General features: G+C 38.1%; 14 protein-coding genes. 4 read left to right on the forward strand and 10 right to left on the reverse strand.

Annotated features, from left to right (window positions below):
- Positions 1–241 precede the first annotated feature (241 nt).
- Together ACF3OC_RS02455 and ACF3OC_RS02460 are read left to right on the forward strand one after the other, a co-directional pair.
- Complete coding sequence (locus ACF3OC_RS02455; protein WP_256962491.1) at positions 242–2,671, forward strand: S9 family peptidase; 2,430 nt, start codon at positions 242–244, stop codon at positions 2,669–2,671.
- Complete coding sequence (locus ACF3OC_RS02460; protein ID WP_392470811.1) at positions 2,664–5,366, forward strand: M14 metallopeptidase family protein; 2,703 nt, start codon at positions 2,664–2,666, stop codon at positions 5,364–5,366. The genes ACF3OC_RS02455 and ACF3OC_RS02460 overlap by 8 nt, the downstream gene beginning before the upstream one ends.
- Before the next feature lie 31 nt (positions 5,367–5,397).
- Here ACF3OC_RS02460 and uvrA read toward each other — a convergent pair whose 3' ends face one another.
- The gene (uvrA, locus tag ACF3OC_RS02465; RefSeq protein WP_094280234.1) at positions 5,398–8,247 is read right to left on the reverse strand and encodes an excinuclease ABC subunit UvrA; all 2,850 of its coding nucleotides are present in this window, start codon (positions 8,245–8,247) and stop codon (positions 5,398–5,400) included.
- A gap of 128 nt (positions 8,248–8,375) precedes the next feature.
- Here uvrA and ACF3OC_RS02470 point away from each other — a divergent pair, with 128 nt between their 5' ends.
- Positions 8,376–9,416 carry a DUF2157 domain-containing protein gene (locus tag ACF3OC_RS02470; protein WP_094280233.1) on the forward strand — a complete coding sequence of 347 codons (1,041 nt, stop codon included), beginning with the start codon at positions 8,376–8,378 and terminating at the stop codon, positions 9,414–9,416.
- 8 nt (positions 9,417–9,424) lie between these two features.
- Here the strand turns inward: ACF3OC_RS02470 and ACF3OC_RS02475 are convergent, their stop codons facing one another.
- Both ACF3OC_RS02475 and lpdA (ACF3OC_RS02480) read right to left on the reverse strand, forming a co-directional pair.
- A complete protein-coding gene (locus ACF3OC_RS02475; protein ID WP_094255495.1) occupies positions 9,425–9,919 on the reverse strand; it encodes a YdcF family protein in 495 nt (164 codons plus the stop codon).
- Positions 9,920–10,121: 202 nt separating this feature from the next.
- Complete coding sequence (gene lpdA, locus ACF3OC_RS02480) at positions 10,122–11,510, reverse strand: dihydrolipoyl dehydrogenase (protein ID WP_094255494.1); 1,389 nt, start codon at positions 11,508–11,510, stop codon at positions 10,122–10,124.
- Positions 11,511–11,701: 191 nt separating this feature from the next.
- Here lpdA (ACF3OC_RS02480) and ACF3OC_RS02485 point away from each other — a divergent pair, with 191 nt between their 5' ends.
- Positions 11,702–11,998, forward strand: a complete 297-nt coding sequence (locus ACF3OC_RS02485) for a DUF3817 domain-containing protein (RefSeq protein ID WP_094255493.1) — start codon at positions 11,702–11,704, stop codon at positions 11,996–11,998.
- Here the strand turns inward: ACF3OC_RS02485 and ACF3OC_RS02490 are convergent.
- The 7 genes from ACF3OC_RS02490 to ACF3OC_RS02520 form a co-directional block, all read right to left on the reverse strand.
- Positions 11,995–12,402: an acyl-CoA thioesterase gene (locus ACF3OC_RS02490; RefSeq protein ID WP_094255492.1), complete on the reverse strand. Its 408-nt coding sequence runs from the start codon at positions 12,400–12,402 to the stop codon at positions 11,995–11,997. The genes ACF3OC_RS02485 and ACF3OC_RS02490 overlap by 4 nt on opposite strands.
- A 159-nt stretch (positions 12,403–12,561) precedes the next feature.
- A complete protein-coding gene (gene lpdA / locus ACF3OC_RS02495; protein ID WP_094280232.1) occupies positions 12,562–13,968 on the reverse strand; it encodes a dihydrolipoyl dehydrogenase in 1,407 nt (468 codons plus the stop codon).
- Between the two features lie 245 nt (positions 13,969–14,213).
- A complete protein-coding gene (locus ACF3OC_RS02500) occupies positions 14,214–14,756 on the reverse strand; it encodes a plastocyanin/azurin family copper-binding protein (protein WP_094255490.1) in 543 nt (180 codons plus the stop codon).
- A gap of 65 nt (positions 14,757–14,821) precedes the next feature.
- A complete protein-coding gene (locus tag ACF3OC_RS02505; RefSeq protein WP_094255747.1) occupies positions 14,822–16,444 on the reverse strand; it encodes a response regulator in 1,623 nt (540 codons plus the stop codon).
- 8 nt (positions 16,445–16,452) lie between these two features.
- Entirely contained in the window at positions 16,453–17,022 is a 570-nt protein-coding gene (locus ACF3OC_RS02510) for a chemotaxis protein CheB (protein ID WP_094255489.1), read from the reverse strand.
- A 2-nt stretch (positions 17,023–17,024) separates the two neighbouring features.
- On the reverse strand, positions 17,025–17,858 hold the full coding sequence (locus ACF3OC_RS02515; RefSeq protein ID WP_094255488.1) for a protein-glutamate O-methyltransferase CheR: 834 nt from the start codon (positions 17,856–17,858) through the stop codon (positions 17,025–17,027).
- Positions 17,846–21,277 (reverse strand): response regulator, encoded by a 3,432-nt coding sequence (locus ACF3OC_RS02520; RefSeq protein ID WP_094280231.1) that lies wholly within the window; start codon positions 21,275–21,277, stop codon positions 17,846–17,848. The genes ACF3OC_RS02515 and ACF3OC_RS02520 overlap by 13 nt, the downstream gene beginning before the upstream one ends.
- Positions 21,278–21,300: the final 23 nt, after the last annotated feature.

The raw sequence follows: 21,300 nt of genomic DNA on the forward strand, positions 1-21,300 counted from the left end.
TCAATACTAAACATTTTACCTGTTCATGCACCTGAACATTGCTGCGGCTTAGTTAGAGGAAAACTAAAAGAACTTAACTTATTGTCTTTTTCAGGATCTCATTTAAGATTGCATTGGAATTTTTTATTTCAGCAAGAAGTTGGGGTTCTAAATTATTATTAACGAAATCAAAGGGTCATTGTCAACCAGCAATTGGAATAAATCACTAAACAATGAATGACCTAGTAAACAAACAATGTAGATGAATTTTACAAAAAAAACTAACCACAACTATTTGAAAGCAGGTTTATTTCTTGCTTTTTTGGCAGGGTCCAACATGACCTATGCACAGGAAGCAATCAATTATCAATTACCACCTCAATCTATAGTTGATTTAATCGATGCTCCCCAAATTCCGGTAGAACAATTCAGTCCAGATGGTAGGTATATGTTGATTCTGGAAGCACCGGGATTACAATCCATTATTCAGGCTTCACAACCTGTATTGGGAATTGCCGGATTGAGAATCAACCCCATAAATAATACTACCGTTGCTGAAAGTCTAGGAACTTTCAAAGGAATAAAAGTTCGGGATTTAAGGACTGGAACAGATTTCAGTTTATCAGGCTTGCCTCCAGATGCTCAGATATCAGATGTTAAATGGTCTTCGAAGGAAGGGGCTTTTGCTTTCTTAAATAAATCATTGCAGGATACCGAATTGTGGTTAGCAGATTTGAACAGTAAATCTGTGAAAAAAATATTGAATAAAGTAAATGATACTTACGGAACCAGTTATCAATGGAATAGCGATGGTACTGCACTTCTAGTGCAACAGATTAGTGCTTCAAGAGGGGCTGTTCCTGTACAAAATCCAGTTCCAACAGGTCCAGTGGTTCAAGAGAATTTAGGTGGAATTACGCCTTCAAGAACCTATCAGAACTTATTGGCTAATGCGTATGATGAATCCTTGATGGAATATTATTTGGGCTCCGAATTAGTTCAGGTGGATTTGCAAGGACAGTCAAAGTCATTGTCCATTAATGGAATTTTTAAATCTGTTTCCTATTCACCAGATGGAAAATATATTTTGACAGAAAAGGTTGTCAGACCTTATTCCTATCTGGTCCCAATTTATTTATTTCCAGCCGAGGTATCCGTTTATTCAGCTGCAGGATCCAAAGTAAAGGATATTTATACCCTTCCATTGGCGGACAATCTGCCGATAAGCTTTGATGCGGTATTGGAAGGTCCTAGGAATTTTGAGTGGAGAAAAGATAAGGATGCTAGTTTAGTTTTTGTTGAAGCATTGGATAAAGGGAACCCTAATGCAGCATCAGAAATTCGGGATGAATTATTTGAACTATCCGCACCATATGATTTGACGAATTCCAAAAAGATTTACTCAGGTACCTATCGTGTTCGGGATATTCAGTGGGGAGAAAGTATGGCGATTGTATCGGAGAATTGGCGTAAAGATCGTTCTTCAAAGCTTACTTTGATCAACCCGAAAAGCAATCAGGTAGTTCGGGTATTATCAACACGAAAGTCCGAGGATACCTATAGCGATCCAGGGAGTTTTATCATGAATGCGAAAGGGCAATTATTAAGTGATGGAAAGGGTTCTGTATTTACACAAGGTCAAGGGGCTTCAGCCGAAGGAGATCGTCCATTTGTTATGAAATGGAATGTGGAGAATGGAAAGCAGGACACCCTTTATAAATCAAAACGAGGGTATTATGAAGAGCCTATTTTCTTTAATAATAAAGGGGTTTTATATGTTTCCAGAGAGTCCGCAAAAGAGGCTCCCAATGTTTATTCCATCAATATCAAGAATAAAAAGGAATCAAGAATAACTGATTTCAAGGATCCATATCCAAGTATTGCACAGGTTCAGAAAACATTATTGTCTTACCCAAGGAAGGATGGATTGAACCTTTCAGGTACTTTATATGTGCCGGCAGACTTTAAAAAAGGAGATGCGCCATTGCCAGTTTTGGTTTGGGCCTATCCGCGTGAGTTCAAAACAAAGGAAGCGGCTGGTCAGGTAAAAGGATCTGCCAATAAATTCCCGAGGTTAGCCTTTCGATCGCCGGTATTTTGGGTGACTCAGGGATATGCGGTGGTAGATCAAGCGGATATGCCAATCGTTGGAGAAGGAACTGCCGAGCCGAATGACACTTTTATTGAGCAAATAAAAGATAATGCAAGTGCCTTGATTGATCATATTGTAGGATTAGGAGTAGCTGATCGTCATCGGATTGGAGTCGGTGGCCATTCCTACGGTGCGTTTATGACGGCAAATTTATTGGCACATACTGATTTATTTGCTGCTGGGATTGCCAGAAGTGGTGCATACAACAGAACCTTGACTCCTTTTGGTTTTCAGGGAGAGGCGAGAACCTATTGGCAAGCCAAAGAGACCTACGATGCGATGTCTCCATTTACCTATGCTCCACAAATCAAAAGACCTATTTTATTGACTCATGGCATGGATGATGAGAATTCAGGAACATTTCCTATTCAAAGTGAAAGATTATATGCCGCGATCAAAGGGCATGGAGGAATTGTACGTTTAGTGATGTTGCCGAAGGAATTCCATGGGTATAGAAGTCGCGAAGGGGTATTGCATACCTTTTGGGAGCAACATCAATGGTTGGAGAAATATGTAAAAAACAGAAAGAAAGATGATTAAGACTACTATAAAATCCATATTGGTTGCCTTATTGATTGGGCAATTTCAATATTCAACAGCTCAGCAAGTAACTAATCCGAAGAGCCATTTTGGCTTTAATATCGGAGATGACTTTATGCTTGCGAATTACAAACAAATGGAGGGCTATTTTCTGAAAGTAGCTCAGGAATCTGATCGGGTTCTGATTCGTGATGGTGGCTTGACGGAAGAGGGTAGAAAGCAACATTTGATAATCATCTCTTCTCCAGAGAATCTAAAGGAGATTGAAAAGTACAGGAAGATTTCTCAGACGCTGGGAAGAGCAGAAGGAATCACAGAGGAAGAAGCAAGGGAATTAGCAGCTGTTGGAAAGCCCGTGGTATGGATTGATGGCGGAATGCACTCCAACGAAATGGTGGGTTCCCATCAATTGATAGAAACTCTATATCAATTGACCAACAGGAATGATGCAGAAATTAAGAACTATCTGGATAAGGTGGTGGTATTGATGTGGCATGTCAATCCGGATGGTCAGGATTTATTGGCTGATTGGTATATGCAATATGAGGATAAGGCGAAGCGTAATATGTCAATTCCGACCTTATATCAAAAATATGTTGGGCATGACAATAATCGGGATTTCTTTATGTTCAACATGAAGGAAGCAAGTAATTTGGCCAAGGTGGTTTATGTAGATTGGTTGCCTCAGATTATTTACAATCATCACCAAACCTCACCAGATGGCACTATCGTGGCCGGACCTCCATATCGTGATCCATTCAATCATGTGTTTGATCCGCTATTGGTCACTGGGATTGATGGGGTTGGATTTGCCATGATCAATCGGTTGAATGAAGAGGATAAACCGGGCTATGTCCGGATGGATCAATCTGGATTTTCAACCTGGTGGAATGGCGGCTTAAGAACAGCTCCATATTTCCACAATATGATTGGAATCCTTACGGAAGTAACGGGCAGTCCTACACCTTCCAATATTCCATTGGTGCCAGAGCGTCAGGTTCCGAGAAATGGATTGCCGTATCCAGTAGCACCTCAGGCCTGGAATTTCAAGAAATCCATTGATTATTCAGTATCCATGAATTTTGCGATTCTGGATTATGCTGCCAGAAACGGTGATAAATTGTTGTATAACATCTACAAGATGGGTAAAAACTCGATTGACCGTGGAAATAAAGATCATTGGACGAAATACCCGAAATATGCGGAGCAGATTGAGGAGAAATATAATGCAGATTTAGCTGCAGGAACGGTTAAGAAAGAGGAAAGTAATTCTTTTTATAGGACGAGGACTATTCCAAAAAGTTATTACGATGCGATATTCACTGATAAATCAAAGCGTGATCCAAGAGGATATATCCTATCTGCAGATCAAGCAGATTTTCCAACTGCTATAAAATTTGTGAATGCATTGATTAAATCTGGGGTTTATGTCTATCAGGCGAATTCGGATTTCTCCGTAAATAATAAGCAGTATCCTAAGGGCTCCATTGTGGTAAAGACTAATCAGGCCTTTAGACCACAGGTATTGGATATGTTTGAACCGCAGGATCATCCACATGATGTAGAGTATGAAGGTGGTCCTCCAATTCGTCCTTACGATGCGGCAGGCTGGACCTTGGCGATGCAAATGGGAGTTGATTATGACCGCGTTTATGAAGAAATTAATGGACCATTGAGTAAAATTGAAAGTGGGGTATTGATGTCGGCATTGCCAGTTGAGGTTCAAAATTCAAAGGGCGGATATTTGATCAATGCGAAAGCAAATGATGCATTTTTAGCCATTAATCAATTGTTGAAGTCTGGAGTGAAAGTTTATCGGGATTTAGAATCCAAAGATTTTTATGTAGATGCGAAGGCAGCTTCAAAAGTCAAAGAATTTGGCCAGACCTTAGGATTAAAGAGTCAAGCCATTGCAAAAAAACCGAAGCAGTTGAAGCCAGTAGAGTCTCTGAAAATCGGGTTGTTTGATTATTATGGCGGCAGTATGCCATCCGGATGGGTGAGATGGATTCTGGAACAGTATGGTTATGATTATGACTTGTTCTATCCTCAGGATATTGATAATAATGCAGTCAAGGACTATGATGTTTTGTTATTTGTTGGGCAAGGAATACCTGCTTATGGATCAAAGACAAGTGGAAGATCAGTGGATGCAGGAATAGTTCCAGATCAATACAAGCATATGCTAGGTTCAGTAACGGCAGAAAAATCCATTCCAGTATTGAAATCATTTGTGGAAAATGGAGGACAGATTGTGACGATCGGAGCATCTTCTGAGTTGGTTTATCATTTTGGTTTGGAAGTAGAGAATCCATTGGTGGAAACCAACGAAGATGGGGAGAAAGTAAAATTATCCAATGTGAAATATTACGTTCCGACCAGTATTCTTCGAGCAGAAGTTGATTTAACAAAGCCTGAGAATTATGGCTTGAATCAAGACCTGAATATCGTATTCAATAATAGTCCGGTTTTTAAATTTGAGAATTCGGATACGCTTTATTCATTGGGATCTATAAAATCCGATCATTCCTTATTGAGTGGTTGGGCTCATGGTCAAGAATATTTGAAAGATGTTAATATCGGGTTAGTATCCAAGGTAGGAAAGGGCAAATTGGTCGCAATAGGTCCTGAAATAACCAATAGGGCACAAAGCCATGGTACATTCAAGATGTTATTCAATCAGTTATACCGTTAAATAGAAAAAGGGAGCATGAAGCTCCCTTTTTCTATTTATTGTAGTTCATTTCTATTTTCAGGAAACGACCTGTTTCAGAATTCTTTTGCTTTATCAAATCCTCAGGAACTCCCTGGAAGAGTAATTTTCCGCCATTCTTTCCACCTTCAGGCCCCATATCAATTACCCAGTCAGCAGCTTTGATCACGTCGAGGTTATGTTCAATAATCAACACGGTATTTCCGCGGTCCACCAATCTATTGATAACGCCCAATAAGACATTGACATCTTCAAAATGTAGTCCAGTGGTAGGTTCATCCAAGATATAGAACGTTTTGCCGGTATCTTTCTTAGAAAGTTCGGTTGCTAATTTTACGCGTTGGGCTTCACCTCCAGAGAGGGTTGTTGAAGATTGACCCAGGGTGATATAACCCAAGCCTACGTCCTGCAAGGTTTTAATTTTCCTGTAAATTGAAGGGATGTTTTCAAAGAAAACAACGGCTTCATCGATGCTCATATCCAAAACATCGGAAATTGATTTTCCACGATAACGGACTTCTAAGGTCTCTCTGTTATAGCGTTTTCCGTTGCAGGTTTCACAGGGAACCTGAACATCAGGTAGGAAGTTCATTTCAATAATCTTCATACCAGCACCCTGGCAGGTTTCACATCTTCCACCTTTGACATTGAATGAAAATCGTCCAGGTTTATAACCTCTGATTTTCGCTTCAGGCAACTGTACATAGAGCGCTCTGATATCGGAGAATACACCTGTGTAAGTCGAAGGGTTTGAACGTGGAGTCCGACCAATAGGGGACTGATCAATTTCAATAACCTTATCGATATTTTCTAGACCTTCGATTTTGTCATACGGCAAAGGTTTCGCTTTAGCACGGAAGAAATGATGGTTCAGAATAGGGTATAGGGTATTTGTAATCAAGCTTGATTTCCCAGAGCCTGAAACTCCCGTTACAAGGACCAATTCTCCCAATGGGATATCAATGCTCACATTCTTTAAGTTATGGCCTTTAGCGCCTTTTAAACTAAGCGTATGACCATTTCCTTTCCTTCTTTCTGTCGGGATTTTGATTTCTTTGTTGCCGTTCAGGTAATCCGTCGTCAAGGTATTCATTTTCATCAATTCCTTTGGCGTACCTTGGGCAACCACTTTACCACCATGGACACCTGCAGCAGGTCCCATATCGATAACATAATCCGAATGTAGGATCATATCCTTGTCGTGTTCCACCACAAGAATAGAATTTCCGATATCCCGAAGATTTTTAAGTGCACTGATCAAGCGTTCGTTGTCCCTTTGATGGAGACCAATACTAGGCTCATCCAGGATATAAAGCACGTTGACCAATTGTGATCCGATTTGGGTCGCCAAACGAATCCGTTGGGCTTCACCACCAGATAAACTTTTGGAACTTCTGTTTAAGGTCAGATAATTCAACCCTACATCCAATAGGAATCCAATTCTGGTTTTTATTTCTTTGATTATTTCAGTAGCAATAATGTTTTGTCTATCTGAAAGTTTGGTTTCTACATCGTCGAACCATTCATCCAAGGCGACAATATCCATTTCCGCTAATTCAGCGATGTTCTTGTCGGCAACTTTAATATGTAATGATTCTTTCTTTAAACGCGCTCCCTGACATTCAGTACATACCACTTGAGTTCTAAACTCATCCAAGCCTTGAGTATCATCGCTGTATTTTGCACTCATTTCTTCAAGCATCTTGAAGATACCTTCAAATTGAACTTTATATTCACGAGCACCATAGGAACCGTAGGATACCGTTAAGTGGATAGGTTCTTCCTCTCCAAATAACAGGTTATCGATAAGTTCTTCGGATAGTTTTTCAATAGGTGTGGTCAGTGAGAAATCATATTTCTTAGCGACTGCCTTCAAAACCGCAAAATTCCAGGAATCCTTAGCTGGTCCCAAGGGAACGATTGCTCCTTTTTGGATGTTTAGGCTACGGTCTGGGATAACGATTTTTTTATCAATTTCATAGATATAACCTAGTCCATCACATTTTGGACAAGCGCCATAAGGGGAGTTGAACGAGAATGTGTTTGGCTGCGGTTCATCATAGGAGATGCCTGATTCAGCATCCATTAAATATCTACTGAAAAATTGTTCTTTATTTTCCTTGTTGGCAATTTTTATGATTCCTTTTGCTGTTTTTAAGGCTTGACCAATGGAAGTGAACAATCTTTTGCGAGAGTCTTTTTCAACAATGATACGGTCGACTACGATTTCAATATCGTGGATTTTATAACGGTCCACCTGCATTTTAGGAGCGATATCCAATATTTCTCCATCCACGCGAACTTTTGTATATCCTTGTTTTCTGATTTGCTCAAAGAGTTCACGGTAATGACCTTTACGACCTTTTACCACTGGGGCTAGGACGTATATACCTTCTCCATTGAATTCATTTAGGATACGGTCAGTGATTTCATCATCCGACATGCGTTCCATCTTTCTGCCAGTCACATAAGAATAAGCTTCTCCGATTCGGGCATAAAGTAAACGAAGGAAGTCATAGATTTCAGTAATCGTCCCAACGGTAGATCTAGGATTCTTGGAAGTTGTTTTCTGTTCGATTGAAATTACAGGGCTTAATCCTGAGATTTTATCGACATCAGGTCTTTCCATTCCACCTAAAAACTGACGGCTATAGGCAGAAAATGTTTCCATATATCGGCGTTGACCCTCAGCATATATAGTGTCAAAGGCCAAGGAAGACTTGCCACTACCACTTAATCCAGTGATAACAACCAGTTGGTTTCTCGGAAATGATACATCTATATTTTTAAGGTTATGTACGCGGGCTCCAAATACTTCTAATTCACTTTGATCCCCAAGGTCTACTGCTTTTTTTACGGCCATTAATCTCTCCTTTTAGCAAAGTGCAAAGTTACAGATTTTTAAGTAGAGATTTCTAAGATGCTCGTCTCTAATCTAATATTAGGCAGGATTGTTGAAAAGTATTACCTTTAAAATACAAACAAGACATTTTGAAAAAACTAGACGTAAATAAATCTGAGCGCGAAATTATTGAACAAGCTATAGAACACTGGGAGAAGGAGCAGTTGTTGACGCGGGAGAAATCTGAGGAATTAAAATCCAATATGGATGATAAGGGTTTTGAATGGGGGATGCTAGCGAGATATGCCTTCTGGATTGCCTTGGCATCATTGATATTTTCTGTTGTTTCCTTGTTTTCGGATGATTATTTATCCAAACTGGTAGAGGGTTTTTATGAGACCCCCAATGTGATCTTTTGTTTGGGTTTTGCAGGAGTAGCGGTGTTTTTTTATATTTTAGGTTTCAGAAATAAGGCGAAAAACCCTGGTAAGAATTTTTCAAATGAAACCCTGATGCTTGCCGGAGCATTTTCCACGGCTGCAAGTATTGGATTTTTAGGTCAGGTGTTGGACCGTAATGAAAATCATTTTACCCTTCTGTTTTTATTGTCAATCATCATCTATGCCGTTCTATCCATCAAACTGACCTCTAAACTATTATGGGTATTTACTTTGGTTGCCTTGGGGATTTGGTTTGCGACTGAGACCGCCTATCATAGTAATTGGGGATTTAAGTTCTGGGGGATGAATTATCCTCTACGTTTTACCATTTTCGGCATACTATTGACCAGCTTTGCAATTTTTATTCAACCCAGAATAAAGAAAATCGCGATTTTTCAATCGACATCTTTTGTGGTTGGGCTATTGTATAGCATGATTGCCTTGTGGTTACTTTCCATCTTTGGCAACTATAGTGATTTTGATAAATGGTCGAGTGTGCGGCAATATGAGATTTTCTATTGGGGTTTATTAGGAATTGCTATTTCCTTGGGATTGGCGGTATACGGAATGAAGACCAAAGATCATGTGTCCAGGGATATCGGTTTCGTATTTTTTATTTTAAACCTGTATACCCGATTTGTCGAATACCTATGGGACAATATCAATAGGACTATATTCTTCTTAATATTAGCGGTTTCCTTTTGGTTTGTAGGGAAATGGGCTGAGAGTATCTGGAAGAAGAAAGAATAAATAAAGCTTTAGTAATTAATTCCGTGTTCTTTTAAGAAGTAAAGAGCATTTCTTTCGTGTTCGACAAGTGGTTTTAACTCGGCATCTGTCAAAGAAGAAGCTACGGAAACGAAGAACTTATTAATATCAGGAATTATCGCTTCTGAGATCATCTGAACACGTTTGATATGGAATTCGGAGGTAATGATAATTAATAGATCTGGATTGTATTCTTCGATAGTTTGTTTGGATAGTGAGAAATCCTCGATGGTATTTCTGGATTCCGTTCCTGGTAGGAATCGTTCAGGGGCTACTCCTTTTAAGTTCAAAAAGTTTTTTGCGTAATAATGATGGGGCTTATCTGTGATATTGAAATGGTCTCCTTGACCTCCAGTACAAAGAATTCGAGCTTCCGAATTGCTCATAGATAAGTCGTAGGCGCGGTATAATCTATCCAACGCGATTGCTGAAAGATGACCATACTCATCATTTGGAGCTCCTAAGACCATTATTATCGTTTTCATAAATGAATTAAAATTTTACCCAAAACTATAAAAAAGGTTTGTAATAAAATACAGTTTAATATATAATTCTATAATTATAAAATATTAACCAGTTTTATTTTGATTTCAAGTAGAAATCAATAAAAATAATCTGTATCAGAATTCTGAGTTAATAAAAAAGCCATCCGGCAGGATGGCTTTATATGATGAAAAGAATTTATTCTTACAAGTGGATTACTTCGCCATAAGCGTCAGCAACAGCTTCCATAATAGCTTCACTCATTGTAGGATGTGGGTGAACCGATTTAATGATTTCGTGACCAGTAGACTCTAATTTGCGAGCAACTACTACTTCAGCGATCATTTCAGTTACGTTAGCACCAATTAAGTGAGCACCTAGGAATTCACCGTATTTAGCATCGAAAATTACTTTTACGAAACCATCTTTAGCACCGGCAGCAGAAGCTTTTCCGGAAGCTGAGAATGGGAATTTACCCACTTTGATTTCATAACCAGCTTCTTTAGCTGCTTTTTCAGTGAAACCTACCGAAGCGATTTCAGGAGAACAGTAAGTACATCCTGGGATGTTATTGTAATCAATAGGATCTACATGAAGACCTTTGATTTTTTCGATACAAGTAATACCTTCAGCAGAAGCCACGTGCGCTAAAGCTTGACCTTTTACGATATCACCGATCGCATAAACACCATCGATATTTGTTTTATAGAAATCATCTACTAACACCCGACCTTTGTCAGTTTTTACACCAACTTCTTCTAGGCCTAGGTTTTCGATGTTTGGCGTGATACCAACAGCAGAAAGAACAACCTCAGCTTCGATGGTTTCAGTACCTTTTTCAGTTTTGATAGAAACTTTACAAAGATCACCTTTAGTATCTACGGATTGCACTTCAGATTTAGTCAGGATGTTGATACCTGCTTTTTTCAGTGATTTCTCTAATTGTTTTGAGATTTCTTCATCTTCCACAGGGACGATTCTGTCCATGAATTCAACGATAGTCACTTTGGTACCGATGGCATTATAGAAGTACGCGAATTCGACACCGATAGCACCAGAACCAACAACGACCATTGATTTAGGTTGTTTAGGAAGGTTCATTGCTTGGCGGTAACCGATAATTTTCTTACCATCTTGAGGAAGGTTAGGTAATTCTCTAGAGCGTGCACCAGTAGCAAGGATAGTATGTTTAGCAGTATATTCTTTAGTAGATCCATCAGCCGCTTTCACTTCGATTTTACCACCTTTTTTAATTTTTGCAGTACCCATGATCACATCGATCTTGTTCTTTTTCATCAAGAACTGGATCCCTTTGCTCATGCCATCTGCTACACCACGACTTCTTTTTACAATAGCATCAAAGTCGGCTTCACCACCATTTACTTTGATTCCATAATCAGCAGCATGATTTAAATATTCGAATACTTGTGCACTTTTCAAAAGTGCTTTGGTTGGAATACAGCCCCAGTTAAGGCAAATACCACCTAATGCGTCACGTTCGATAATGGCAGTTTTGAATCCTAATTGAGCTGCTCTGATTGCTGCTACGTATCCACCTGGACCACTACCGATAACAATAATGTCGTAATTCATAAATATTAATTGTCGTTATGTTTGCAAATACAATTCTTCAAAAATACACATTTTTTATTTAGTCAGGACATATCTTTTCGGCAAGGATGTCATTTTTATGGGCTATATGTCATTTCGAGGTCACTTCCGAATTAAGCATTTCATTTCCCTAATGGTTTTCCTTTTCTTTGCGCTGACTAATAGTAATTTATATGTTAAGAATATTTCAGCAAGTTGCCCTATGGGAGGCAATCTCTACCGTTTTGTTGTTTTTTGTTGCTATGCCTTTAAAGTATTTGGCGGGAGTTCCTGAAGCTGTGCGTGTTGCCGGATCTATCCATGGATTCTTGGTTGTACTTTTTGTTGTCCTATTGATTGCCTGCTGGCAAACTTACAACTGGAAGTTTGGCCGTGTTGTCAAATACTTCGTTCTTAGTTTAATCCCAATTGTTTCCTTTTGGGTTGAGAAAGACCTTAAAAAAGAGATTGTAGCTCAAAAAGCAGCTTAATCCCTTTTCTTGATATCAGGCTCGATCCCCATATAGGCGTAGGTAATTTCTGTTTTGCCATGTGGGGTTGGAGTTCCTTCCGCATCCAAATTGACAAAAACCAATTTGTCGATTGAAAGAATCACCATCCTTGTTATCTTATTACGAACCACGCAACGCATGGTTAGGGATGTTCTACCAAAATTTATTGCTTCGATACCTAATTCAATAATATCGCCTTGTTTCGCCGAACTCACAAAATTGATTTCTGAAATATATTTGGTTACTACATGTGGATTCCCGAGTTGGACGATGGCGTAGATTACAGCTTCTTCATCTATCCAGCGTAATAATGTTCCTCCAAATAAGGAACCGTTAGGGTTTAGGTCCTCAGGTTTGACCCATTTACGAGTATAAAAGTTCATATACAAATATCTGAAAAATAGTCTATTCCTTTAAAGTATAGAGATAATAAAACAATTTTTACAACCTTATGCAGAGGAATATTGCGCTAAAGTGTTGAGTTGAGGTTGAGATGTAATAAAAAAAGGCAAACTGTAAAGTTTGCCTTTTAAATAATGTGATTAAGCGTGGATCGCTCTATTTGCGGTTGCTGCCAGGGCAGCTTCTTTTAATGCTTCCGTAAATGTCGGGTGAGCATGACAGATTCTACCAATATCTTCAGCCGATGCACGGTATTCCATAGCTACAACTGCTTCAGCAATCATGTCAGCAGCACGAGGGCCAATCATGTGTACTCCTAGGATTTCGTCAGTTTCAGCATCCGCCAATACTTTGATAAATCCATCAGTGTCACCAGATGCTTTCGCACGTCCAGATGCTTTGAATGAGAAATTACCAGCTTTATATTTTTTACCTTCTTCTTTTAATTGCTCTTCAGTTTTACCAACAGAAGCAACCTCAGGCCATGTGTAAACTACACCTGGAATTAAGTTATAATCGATATGTGGTTTTTGACCAGCAATAGATTCTGCAACATAAATACCTTCATCTTCAGCCTTATGAGCTAACATGGCACCTTTGATTACATCTCCGATTGCATATACTCCCGGTACAGAAGTTTCTAAATGCTCATTGACAGGGATTTTATTTCCTCTTTCTTCAGTTTTGATACCGATGTTTTCAAGACCTAATCCTTCAGTATAAGCCGTTCTACCAACAGCAACGATACAGTAATCACCTTCTAACACTACATTTTGGCCTTTGGAATCTTCAGCCGTAACAGTTACTTTTTTACCTTTTACAGTAGCACCAGTTACTTTATGACTCATAAAGAATTCCATTCCTAGGTTTTTCTTCAATACGCGTTGAAGTTCTTTACCTAATCCGCCATCCATTGTAGGGATGATTGATTTTGCATATTCAACAACGGATACCTTAGAACCTAATCGAGCATATACAGAACCCAACTCTAATCCGATAACACCACCACCAATAACGATTAGGTGTTTAGGAACTTCAGTTAAGTTTAATGCTTCAGTAGAAGTGATGATACGTTGTTTATCAACAGGTAGGAAAGGTAAAGCCGAAGGTTTAGAACCAGACGCAATAATTACATTTTTGGTACTTAGTTCTTCCACTTTTCCATCCGCTGCAGTTACTTTAATTGTGTTTTTGTCAACGAATGAACCTACGCCTTGGAAGCTGTCAATTTTATTTTTCTTGAACAAGTAAGTAATACCTGCAGTGTTTTGATCGATTACACTGTTTTTTCTGTCGATCATTTTTTTCATATCGACTTTAAGGTTGCTTAAGCTAATACCGTGTTGTTCAAAATTGTGAGCAGCATTATGATAGTGTTCTGAAGAATCTAACAATGCTTTGGATGGGATACATCCCACATTTAGACAGGTTCCTCCAAATGTGCTATATTTTTCAATAACAGCTGTTTTTAAGCCTAATTGAGCACAACGGATAGCGGCAACATAACCACCTGGACCACTTCCGATTACGATTACGTCGTATTGCATAGAGTTTTTTCTTTGTTTACGAGGCAAATTTACTATTTAAATGCATATTAAGCGAAGAGAAATGCTATTTAGTGGCTAGTATTTTTTAATTAGACGGAGGGATTACAAAATGGAATAGGGGCTGGGGGAATTTGAATTATTTAGGGAGAAATAATTGAGGGGATATTGGATTTGGATTGAGAGGCAGAATAAACAAGAAAGGCTCCTAATGGAGCCTTTACAATTGTATTTTTTAGGTACTTGGATTATTCAGCAACGATTTGACCGTGCATAATTCCGAAGTGACCAGGGAAGCTACATAGGTAAGGATAAACCCCTTTCTCTAGTGTGAAAGTGATTTTATCTTCTTGACCTGGACCTAATAATTTTGTGTGAGCAACGATAGAAGACAATGCTGATTTAGGGATATACTCGTTATCCGCAGCAGCAGTAGCTTCACCACCAAAAGTTGCAACATCAACACCTGGTTTCAATACTACCAAGTTGTGTCCCATTGATTCAACCGGCATGGAGCCTACATTTTTTAAAGTCAATTCAACTGGTTCACCAGCTTTAACACGAATTAAAGTTGTATTGAATTGCATTTGATCGTTTGCTTCCACTGTCCATTGGTTTGATAATGTTACATTTTCAATACCAGCTACAGTTTCAGTAGATGTTGTTGCTTCAGGTTCTGTTGTTGTTGTGGTTTCGGTTGAAGCGCCTTCTTCTTTCTTCTCAGCGTTATTGCCACAAGAAGTAATTCCAATTGCTAAAATTAGCGCTGGAACAATAAATAATTTCTTCATAGCTATTTTTAATATATTTTGTACGAATTTAACATAAATTATTGATTTTAACGAGCTTTAAATCATTAAGAAGTCAATTTTGGGTTTTTATTTTTATTCGTAACCTGGATTATTTTCTGATATAATTCAATTGGATCAAATGGTTTTCCGATTACTCCATCCGCTCCAGCTTGAAATGCAGCCGCTTGTTCATGCTCTAAAACAGAAGCAGAAATCGTAATAATTGGAATGCCATGTTTCTCCGGAATGATATTATTTTTGATTTCTTTAATGGCTTCAAATCCACTCATGATCGGCATATGCGTATCCATCAAAATTAAATCATACTGTTCGCTTTCCACCTTTTCAAGAGCCAAACGGCCATTTTTCACGATATCAACCTTACAGTTCCAACTTCTCAACATATGGGCAAGCATGAATGAATTTAATTCATTATCCTCAGCTACCAAGACCTTCATCTCATCAAATTTCGGGAAGCTGTTGTAGGTAGGGACATCTTTTTCTTTTTCCACCTCGCTTTGTGCGGATTCCTCAAACCATCCTTCGAAATAAAATTCGGAACCCTCTCCATAAACACTCTTGGCTCCAACATCTCCGTTTAACAGTTTAGCCAATCTTTTTACAATTGCTAATCCCAAACCTGTTCCACCGAATTTCTTGGTAATTCCATCATCTGCTTGCTCAAAGGCCATAAAGATTTTATCTACGGAATCCTCGCGGATTCCAATACCTGTATCTTTAACGGCAAATCGTAGTCTAAAGCGTTCATAGTCCTTATCCACAACTTTTACGTTCAATTGGATTGAACCTTTTTCAGTAAATTTCAAACTGTTTGATACGAAATTGCTGATAATCTGCTGCAGCCTTAAGGAGTCATAGTGAATATATTGGGGAACATCCTCATCCAATTCAATATTGAATTTCAGGTTTTTGTGAGTAGCCTTAATTTTGAAGATTCTATTGATATCTTCAATCATCTTTGTTAGGCTGAAGTCCTCAAATTCAATCTTTAGCATTCCTGAATCAATTTTTGAAAGATCAAGGATGTCATTAATGATTAATAGGAGTGAATGTGAAGCGTTGTCTAATCTTTTTAACCAATCTTTTTGTTCCACCGTCAATTCAGAGCTTTTGAACATGTGCATGATACCCATAATACCGTTGATAGGCGTCCGGATCTCATGACTCATATTAGCTAAGAAGATTTCTTTAGATTTTCTAGCCTGTATTGCTTCCTCACGAGTTTTCAGAAGTTCGATTTTAGACTCTTCAAGCTCTTTGTTCTTTTGAATAAGTTCTTGCTGGATTAAAATCTGTTGGACAAAAGATTTTACTTTGGCAATGGTTATTTCAGGGTTTAGTGGCTTATAAAGGTAATCGACCGCACCGCTTTCCAGCCCCTTTAATAGATATTTGTCCTCTTTAGAAATGGCGGTCACCATAATAGCCATGATATGGCTAGTTTTAGGATTTGATTTCAATAGGGATACAAATTCAAATCCATTAATTTCTGGCATCTGAACATCGACAAGTGCAATAGAAATATCATCTTTCCAGCAGATCTTGAGTGCTTCATTGGGATCAGTGGAACTGACAATATTTACATGGTCAACTTCTTGAAGTAAAGCATGAAGACTGATGATATTTTCTTCTTTATCATCCAATATCAGGATATTGATCGTTTTCATAGGTGACATTACATTAATTGGCTGAAGTATTCTACAATATGTTGATTTGAAATAACTTTTACTTTTTTGGAAACTTCAACACCTGCCAATGGCATAGTATCGATAATGGCTTCCTTAGGATTCTGAACATAACAGTCAGCGCCGTGATTGACCAAGGACTTTAATCCTGTTGAGCCGTCATTGTTTGCTCCCGAAAGTAGGAATGCTGTTGCATTTTTTCCGAAAACTGCAGCCACAGATTCAAAAAACACATCGATCGATGGTCTTGAAAACTGTACAGGGTCAGAAATATCCAGTGAAAAAAGATAATCTGGTTCGACCAAAGTGTGATATCCCGGAGGAGCAAAATAGATATGGTTTTCCAATATAGGGAGCTTATCGCGAACTGAAATCACATTTCGGTTCAGTCTTTTTGATAAGCTGTTTTCAATTTTTGTTTCGTATTTTGAATTTCTATGTAATACAATAACAATAGCATCTTTAAACTGAGCAGGTAAATGATCCAAGATCTCAACGATCAGTTCATAAGCCCCAGCGGAGCCGCCAATAACGATGATATGTTTTGCCAAATTCTCCATCCTTATTTAATTTTTTGATAGATATTATACTCCTTATCTATCACCTTGAAGTTTTCCATAATTTCATGTCGCATCAATGTTTCTTTGGTCCCCAAGCATAAAAATCCAAATAATGCCAAGGATTGATAGAACAGATTGATTACATGTTCCTGCAATTGAAGGTCGAAATAAATCAATACGTTCCTGCAAGTAATAAGATGAAATTCATTGAAAACTTGATCTGTTGCCAAGTTATGTGTAGAGAATAAAATATTCTGTCTTAAATCATGATTGATAATCGCTGCATCATATCTCGCGGTGTAGTAGTTTGAAAGACTCTCCGTAGAATTATAGGCATTGAAATTATCAGAATACTCCTTGAACTTCTTAATGGGGTAAATTCCTTTTTTGGCAACATCTAGAACCTTGCTATTGATGTCGGTGCCATAAATAAAGGCTCTGTCACTCAAATTATTTTCCTTGAGCAGGATTGCCAAGGAATAGACTTCTTCTCCAGTAGAACATCCTGCACTCCATATTTTGATGCGTGGGAAGGTTTGTAAGTAAGGAATGATATCTTTGTTCAGTTTATTGAAAAAGCCAGGATCTCTAAACATTTCAGTCACATTGACCGTGACTTCTTGAATAAAGTATTGCTGGAACCCTTCAACATTGATTAGGGCATTTTTCAAATCCACCATATCCATCTCCTCAAGGTTCATAATTCGTTGAATTCTACGTTTCAACGAAGAACGCGTATAGCCAGATAAATCAAAATCTGATACGTTTTTCAAGAGGAAGACAATTTCCTCTACCTCGGCGAAACTTAATTCATTTGAACCCTTTAACTCAGCCATACTTGCATTAATGATACTAATTTATCTAAATCGATAGGCTTGCTGACATAGTCGTTCGCGCCTAATTCGATTGATTTCTCTCGGTCGCCTTTCATTGCCTTCGCGGTGACAGCAATAATAGGAAGCTGATTGAACTTTTTGTTTTTTCTGATTTCTTGGATTGCCTCATATCCGTCCATTTCAGGCATCATGATATCCATTAATACAATGTCGATGTTTTTATTCTCGTCATTGATGATATTCAAAGCCTCCAATCCGTTATTGGCAATCTCGATCTGCATATTGTATTGTTGCAAGGAAGAAGTCAATGCGAATACATTTCGCATATCATCATCCGCGATCAATACAGTTTTATTGTCCAGTGTACTCGTGCCGTAATTTTCCTTCGGACCAATTTTCTCAGGATGTTTGATCGGATTATAAGCCGGTGCTGACAATTTATTCAAGAATAGATTGACCTCATCAATAAGCCTGTTGTTCGATTTGCTCGATTTTAAAACCATTGATTGGGTATGGCGCATAATTCTTTCGGTTTGCTCCGTACTTAAATCGTAAGCTGTATTAATAATAACCGGTAGCTTTTCATATTTTGGATTGGATTTGATGATGTCCAACATCTCTAATCCACTTCCATCAGGAAGCTTCACATCCAAGATGATACAGTCTAGATTTTTTTCTTGTTCTAATTTTTTCAACCCTGATTCGACAGTGAATGCCTGAATAACATTGATATTCTGTTCTGCAAAAGCATTTTTGATCAAGTCACTTTGGAATTCTTGGTCCTCGATCAAAAGAATTTTCTTTAAATCTTTATTGACATTGAGTTTAATAGTTTCAAATGCCTTACCGATGCTTTCGCCAGTAACTGGTTTTGCCATAAATCCTATTGCACCACTTTCCAAGAAGTCTTTCTTGTTAAAGTTAGCCGCGGACATCATGTGTATCGGGATGTGCTTGGTGCTTTCATTGGATTTTAAGGTTTTAAGGACCTCCCAACCATCAGCCAATGGCAGCATGACATCCAATATTATTGCATCAGGAATATGATCTTTAGCCATCTGGATTCCAGCGACTCCGTCATAAGCATTCATCACATTGAAACCGAACTCTAAAGCAAATTCCTTTAAGATATCTGCAAAATTCACATCATCCTCAATAATCAGAATCGATTTGATCTCCCTAACAGGTTCAAACACTGGTTCTTCTGCTTTTTGAGGCTTTGCAGATTCCAATACTGGTGCTTTCTGAATAGGATTCTTAGGTTTAGCGATGGTTTCCTTCGCAATTGCTGCTCCTTGTTCCTTATTTTCTACAAATGGGATGATAAGGGTGAATTTACTACCCTTACCGGATTCACTTTCCAAAATAATACGACCTCCCAATAAGGATGATATTTCCTTAGAAATGGATAATCCTAAACCTGTTCCGCCATATTTACGACTGGTAGAACCATCTTCTTGACGGAATGCTTCGAAAATAAGTGCTTGTTTATCCTCTGAAATTCCTTTTCCATTATCCGATACAGCAAAATGTAGATTGCCTGATTGATTGAAAATATGGAGTTTGATTTCCCCATTCTGATCAGTGAACTTAAAGGCATTGGACAAGAAATTCTTCAATACTTGCTCCAAACGGTATTCATCGGAAACGAATTGTTCCGGAGCCTTACTGATATCGATATTAAAGCGGATGGATTTTTCTTTTGCAACCTCCTTAAATAGGGATTCTAAGTTTGAAACAAAATGTTTGCTCGTGATGCTATCTTTATGGATTTCAACTTTTCCTGATTCAATCTTCGCTAAATCCAATAATTCATTGATCAATTGTAATAAGTCAGATCCTGCATTATGGATGACAGATGCATATTTTACCTGTTCTTCACTTAGGTTGCTATGTTTATTGTCTTGCAATAATTTGGCAAGAATCAGGATACTATTAAGTGGGGTTCTTAATTCATGGCTCATGTTGGCCATAAATTCTGATTTATATTTACTTGCTTGCTCTACTTCTGTGATTTTTTGTTCTACGATGGAATGAGCATGATTCAAGTCATTGTTTCTTCTTTCCAGCTCAGCAGCTTTTTCGTTCAACTCCTTATTGGCTTGTGAAAGTTCTTCCTGTTGAACCCGCAATTCTTCTTCTGAAGCTTCCAATAAATTGGTTTTGTAAACCAATTCCTCATTGGTGATTCTCAATTCCTCTTGTTGCGCCTCGAGTTCTTCAGTTTGTCTTTGTGTTTCCTCAAGTAATCCTTCAACAAGGGCATGACTTTGTCGGCTATGTAAAGCAGAACCTATTGATCTGCTAGTTCTGGTAAGATAATTAAGGATGCTTTCCTTTTTATTATCAGGAAATGAACCAATAATTTCAATGATGGCAATACAGAAATCCTCATACACTACAGGGAATAATACTACATCTGCTGAGATGGCTTTTATTATTCCAGTTTGCAGTCTGCTGTTGCTGATATCAATGGAATTTAATATCTGAGGATTTTTAGATTCAGCCACTGCACCTAACATTCCTTCGCCCACCCGGACTAAATCAATTTTCTCTTTAGGATCTAGGCCGTGGGACTCCCGTAGACTGAACTCATAGGAGTCAATTTTTCTAATATAAAATGCTCCAGCAAAAGCATTTGTAACATCAGAAATGACATTTAATGAAATTTTAGCTATTTCACCTTCTGATAAAACCCCGGAAATGGTATTGTGCAATTTCGATGAGTTAGTAAGTACCCAGTTTACACTTTCAAGTTCTTCGGAAGTTTTGGTGAGGTTGCTATTAAGTTCTTTTTCTTTTTTGGTATTCTTTCTTAAATACTCTAAAATCCGAAGGGTTTGGACAAAAGCAAAGAAAATACCTAATAAGGAAAGGATTCCGAAAATCGCTGTATAAATGCGGGTTTTATCCAGTTCCTTTGTTTTTTGAATGGTCTGATTTTTACGGACTTCGATAATTTCATTGGTGAAATTATTTCTAGCCTCGTTGATAATGGTTTGTTCATTCGCTAAAGATTTGAAAATCTGATCAGGAGTTTCGGATTTGAAATCATGCTGATTAGCTATGATGGAAGCAGTTATTGCTTTAATATTTTCTATAGATTTTGGAGCAGATTGAAATAACGCATTTGGTTTTTCCATCTGAACAATATTTTCATGAATTTTATCAATCAATTGTTCTTCCAACAATGGATCTGAAGAATTCTCCAGGTTTTTATATTTGGAAAGCTTTTGAATATCGAGCTCCCAGTCTTGAATATTTTTGAATTTTATTTGCGCTAGATCAATATAGTCTGTGATACTTGCTGAATACGCACGTTGCTTGTTCAGGAAATACCAATAAGAGAATATGATGATTAAATTGGCGACAACAACACTAACTATAAATTGCCACTTTAATTGACTAAACTTATTCATATTAGAATAGAAGATTAACTTTA

The organism is Sphingobacterium cellulitidis (assembly GCF_043187465.1).
Lineage (GTDB): Bacteria > Bacteroidota > Bacteroidia > Sphingobacteriales > Sphingobacteriaceae > Sphingobacterium > Sphingobacterium cellulitidis.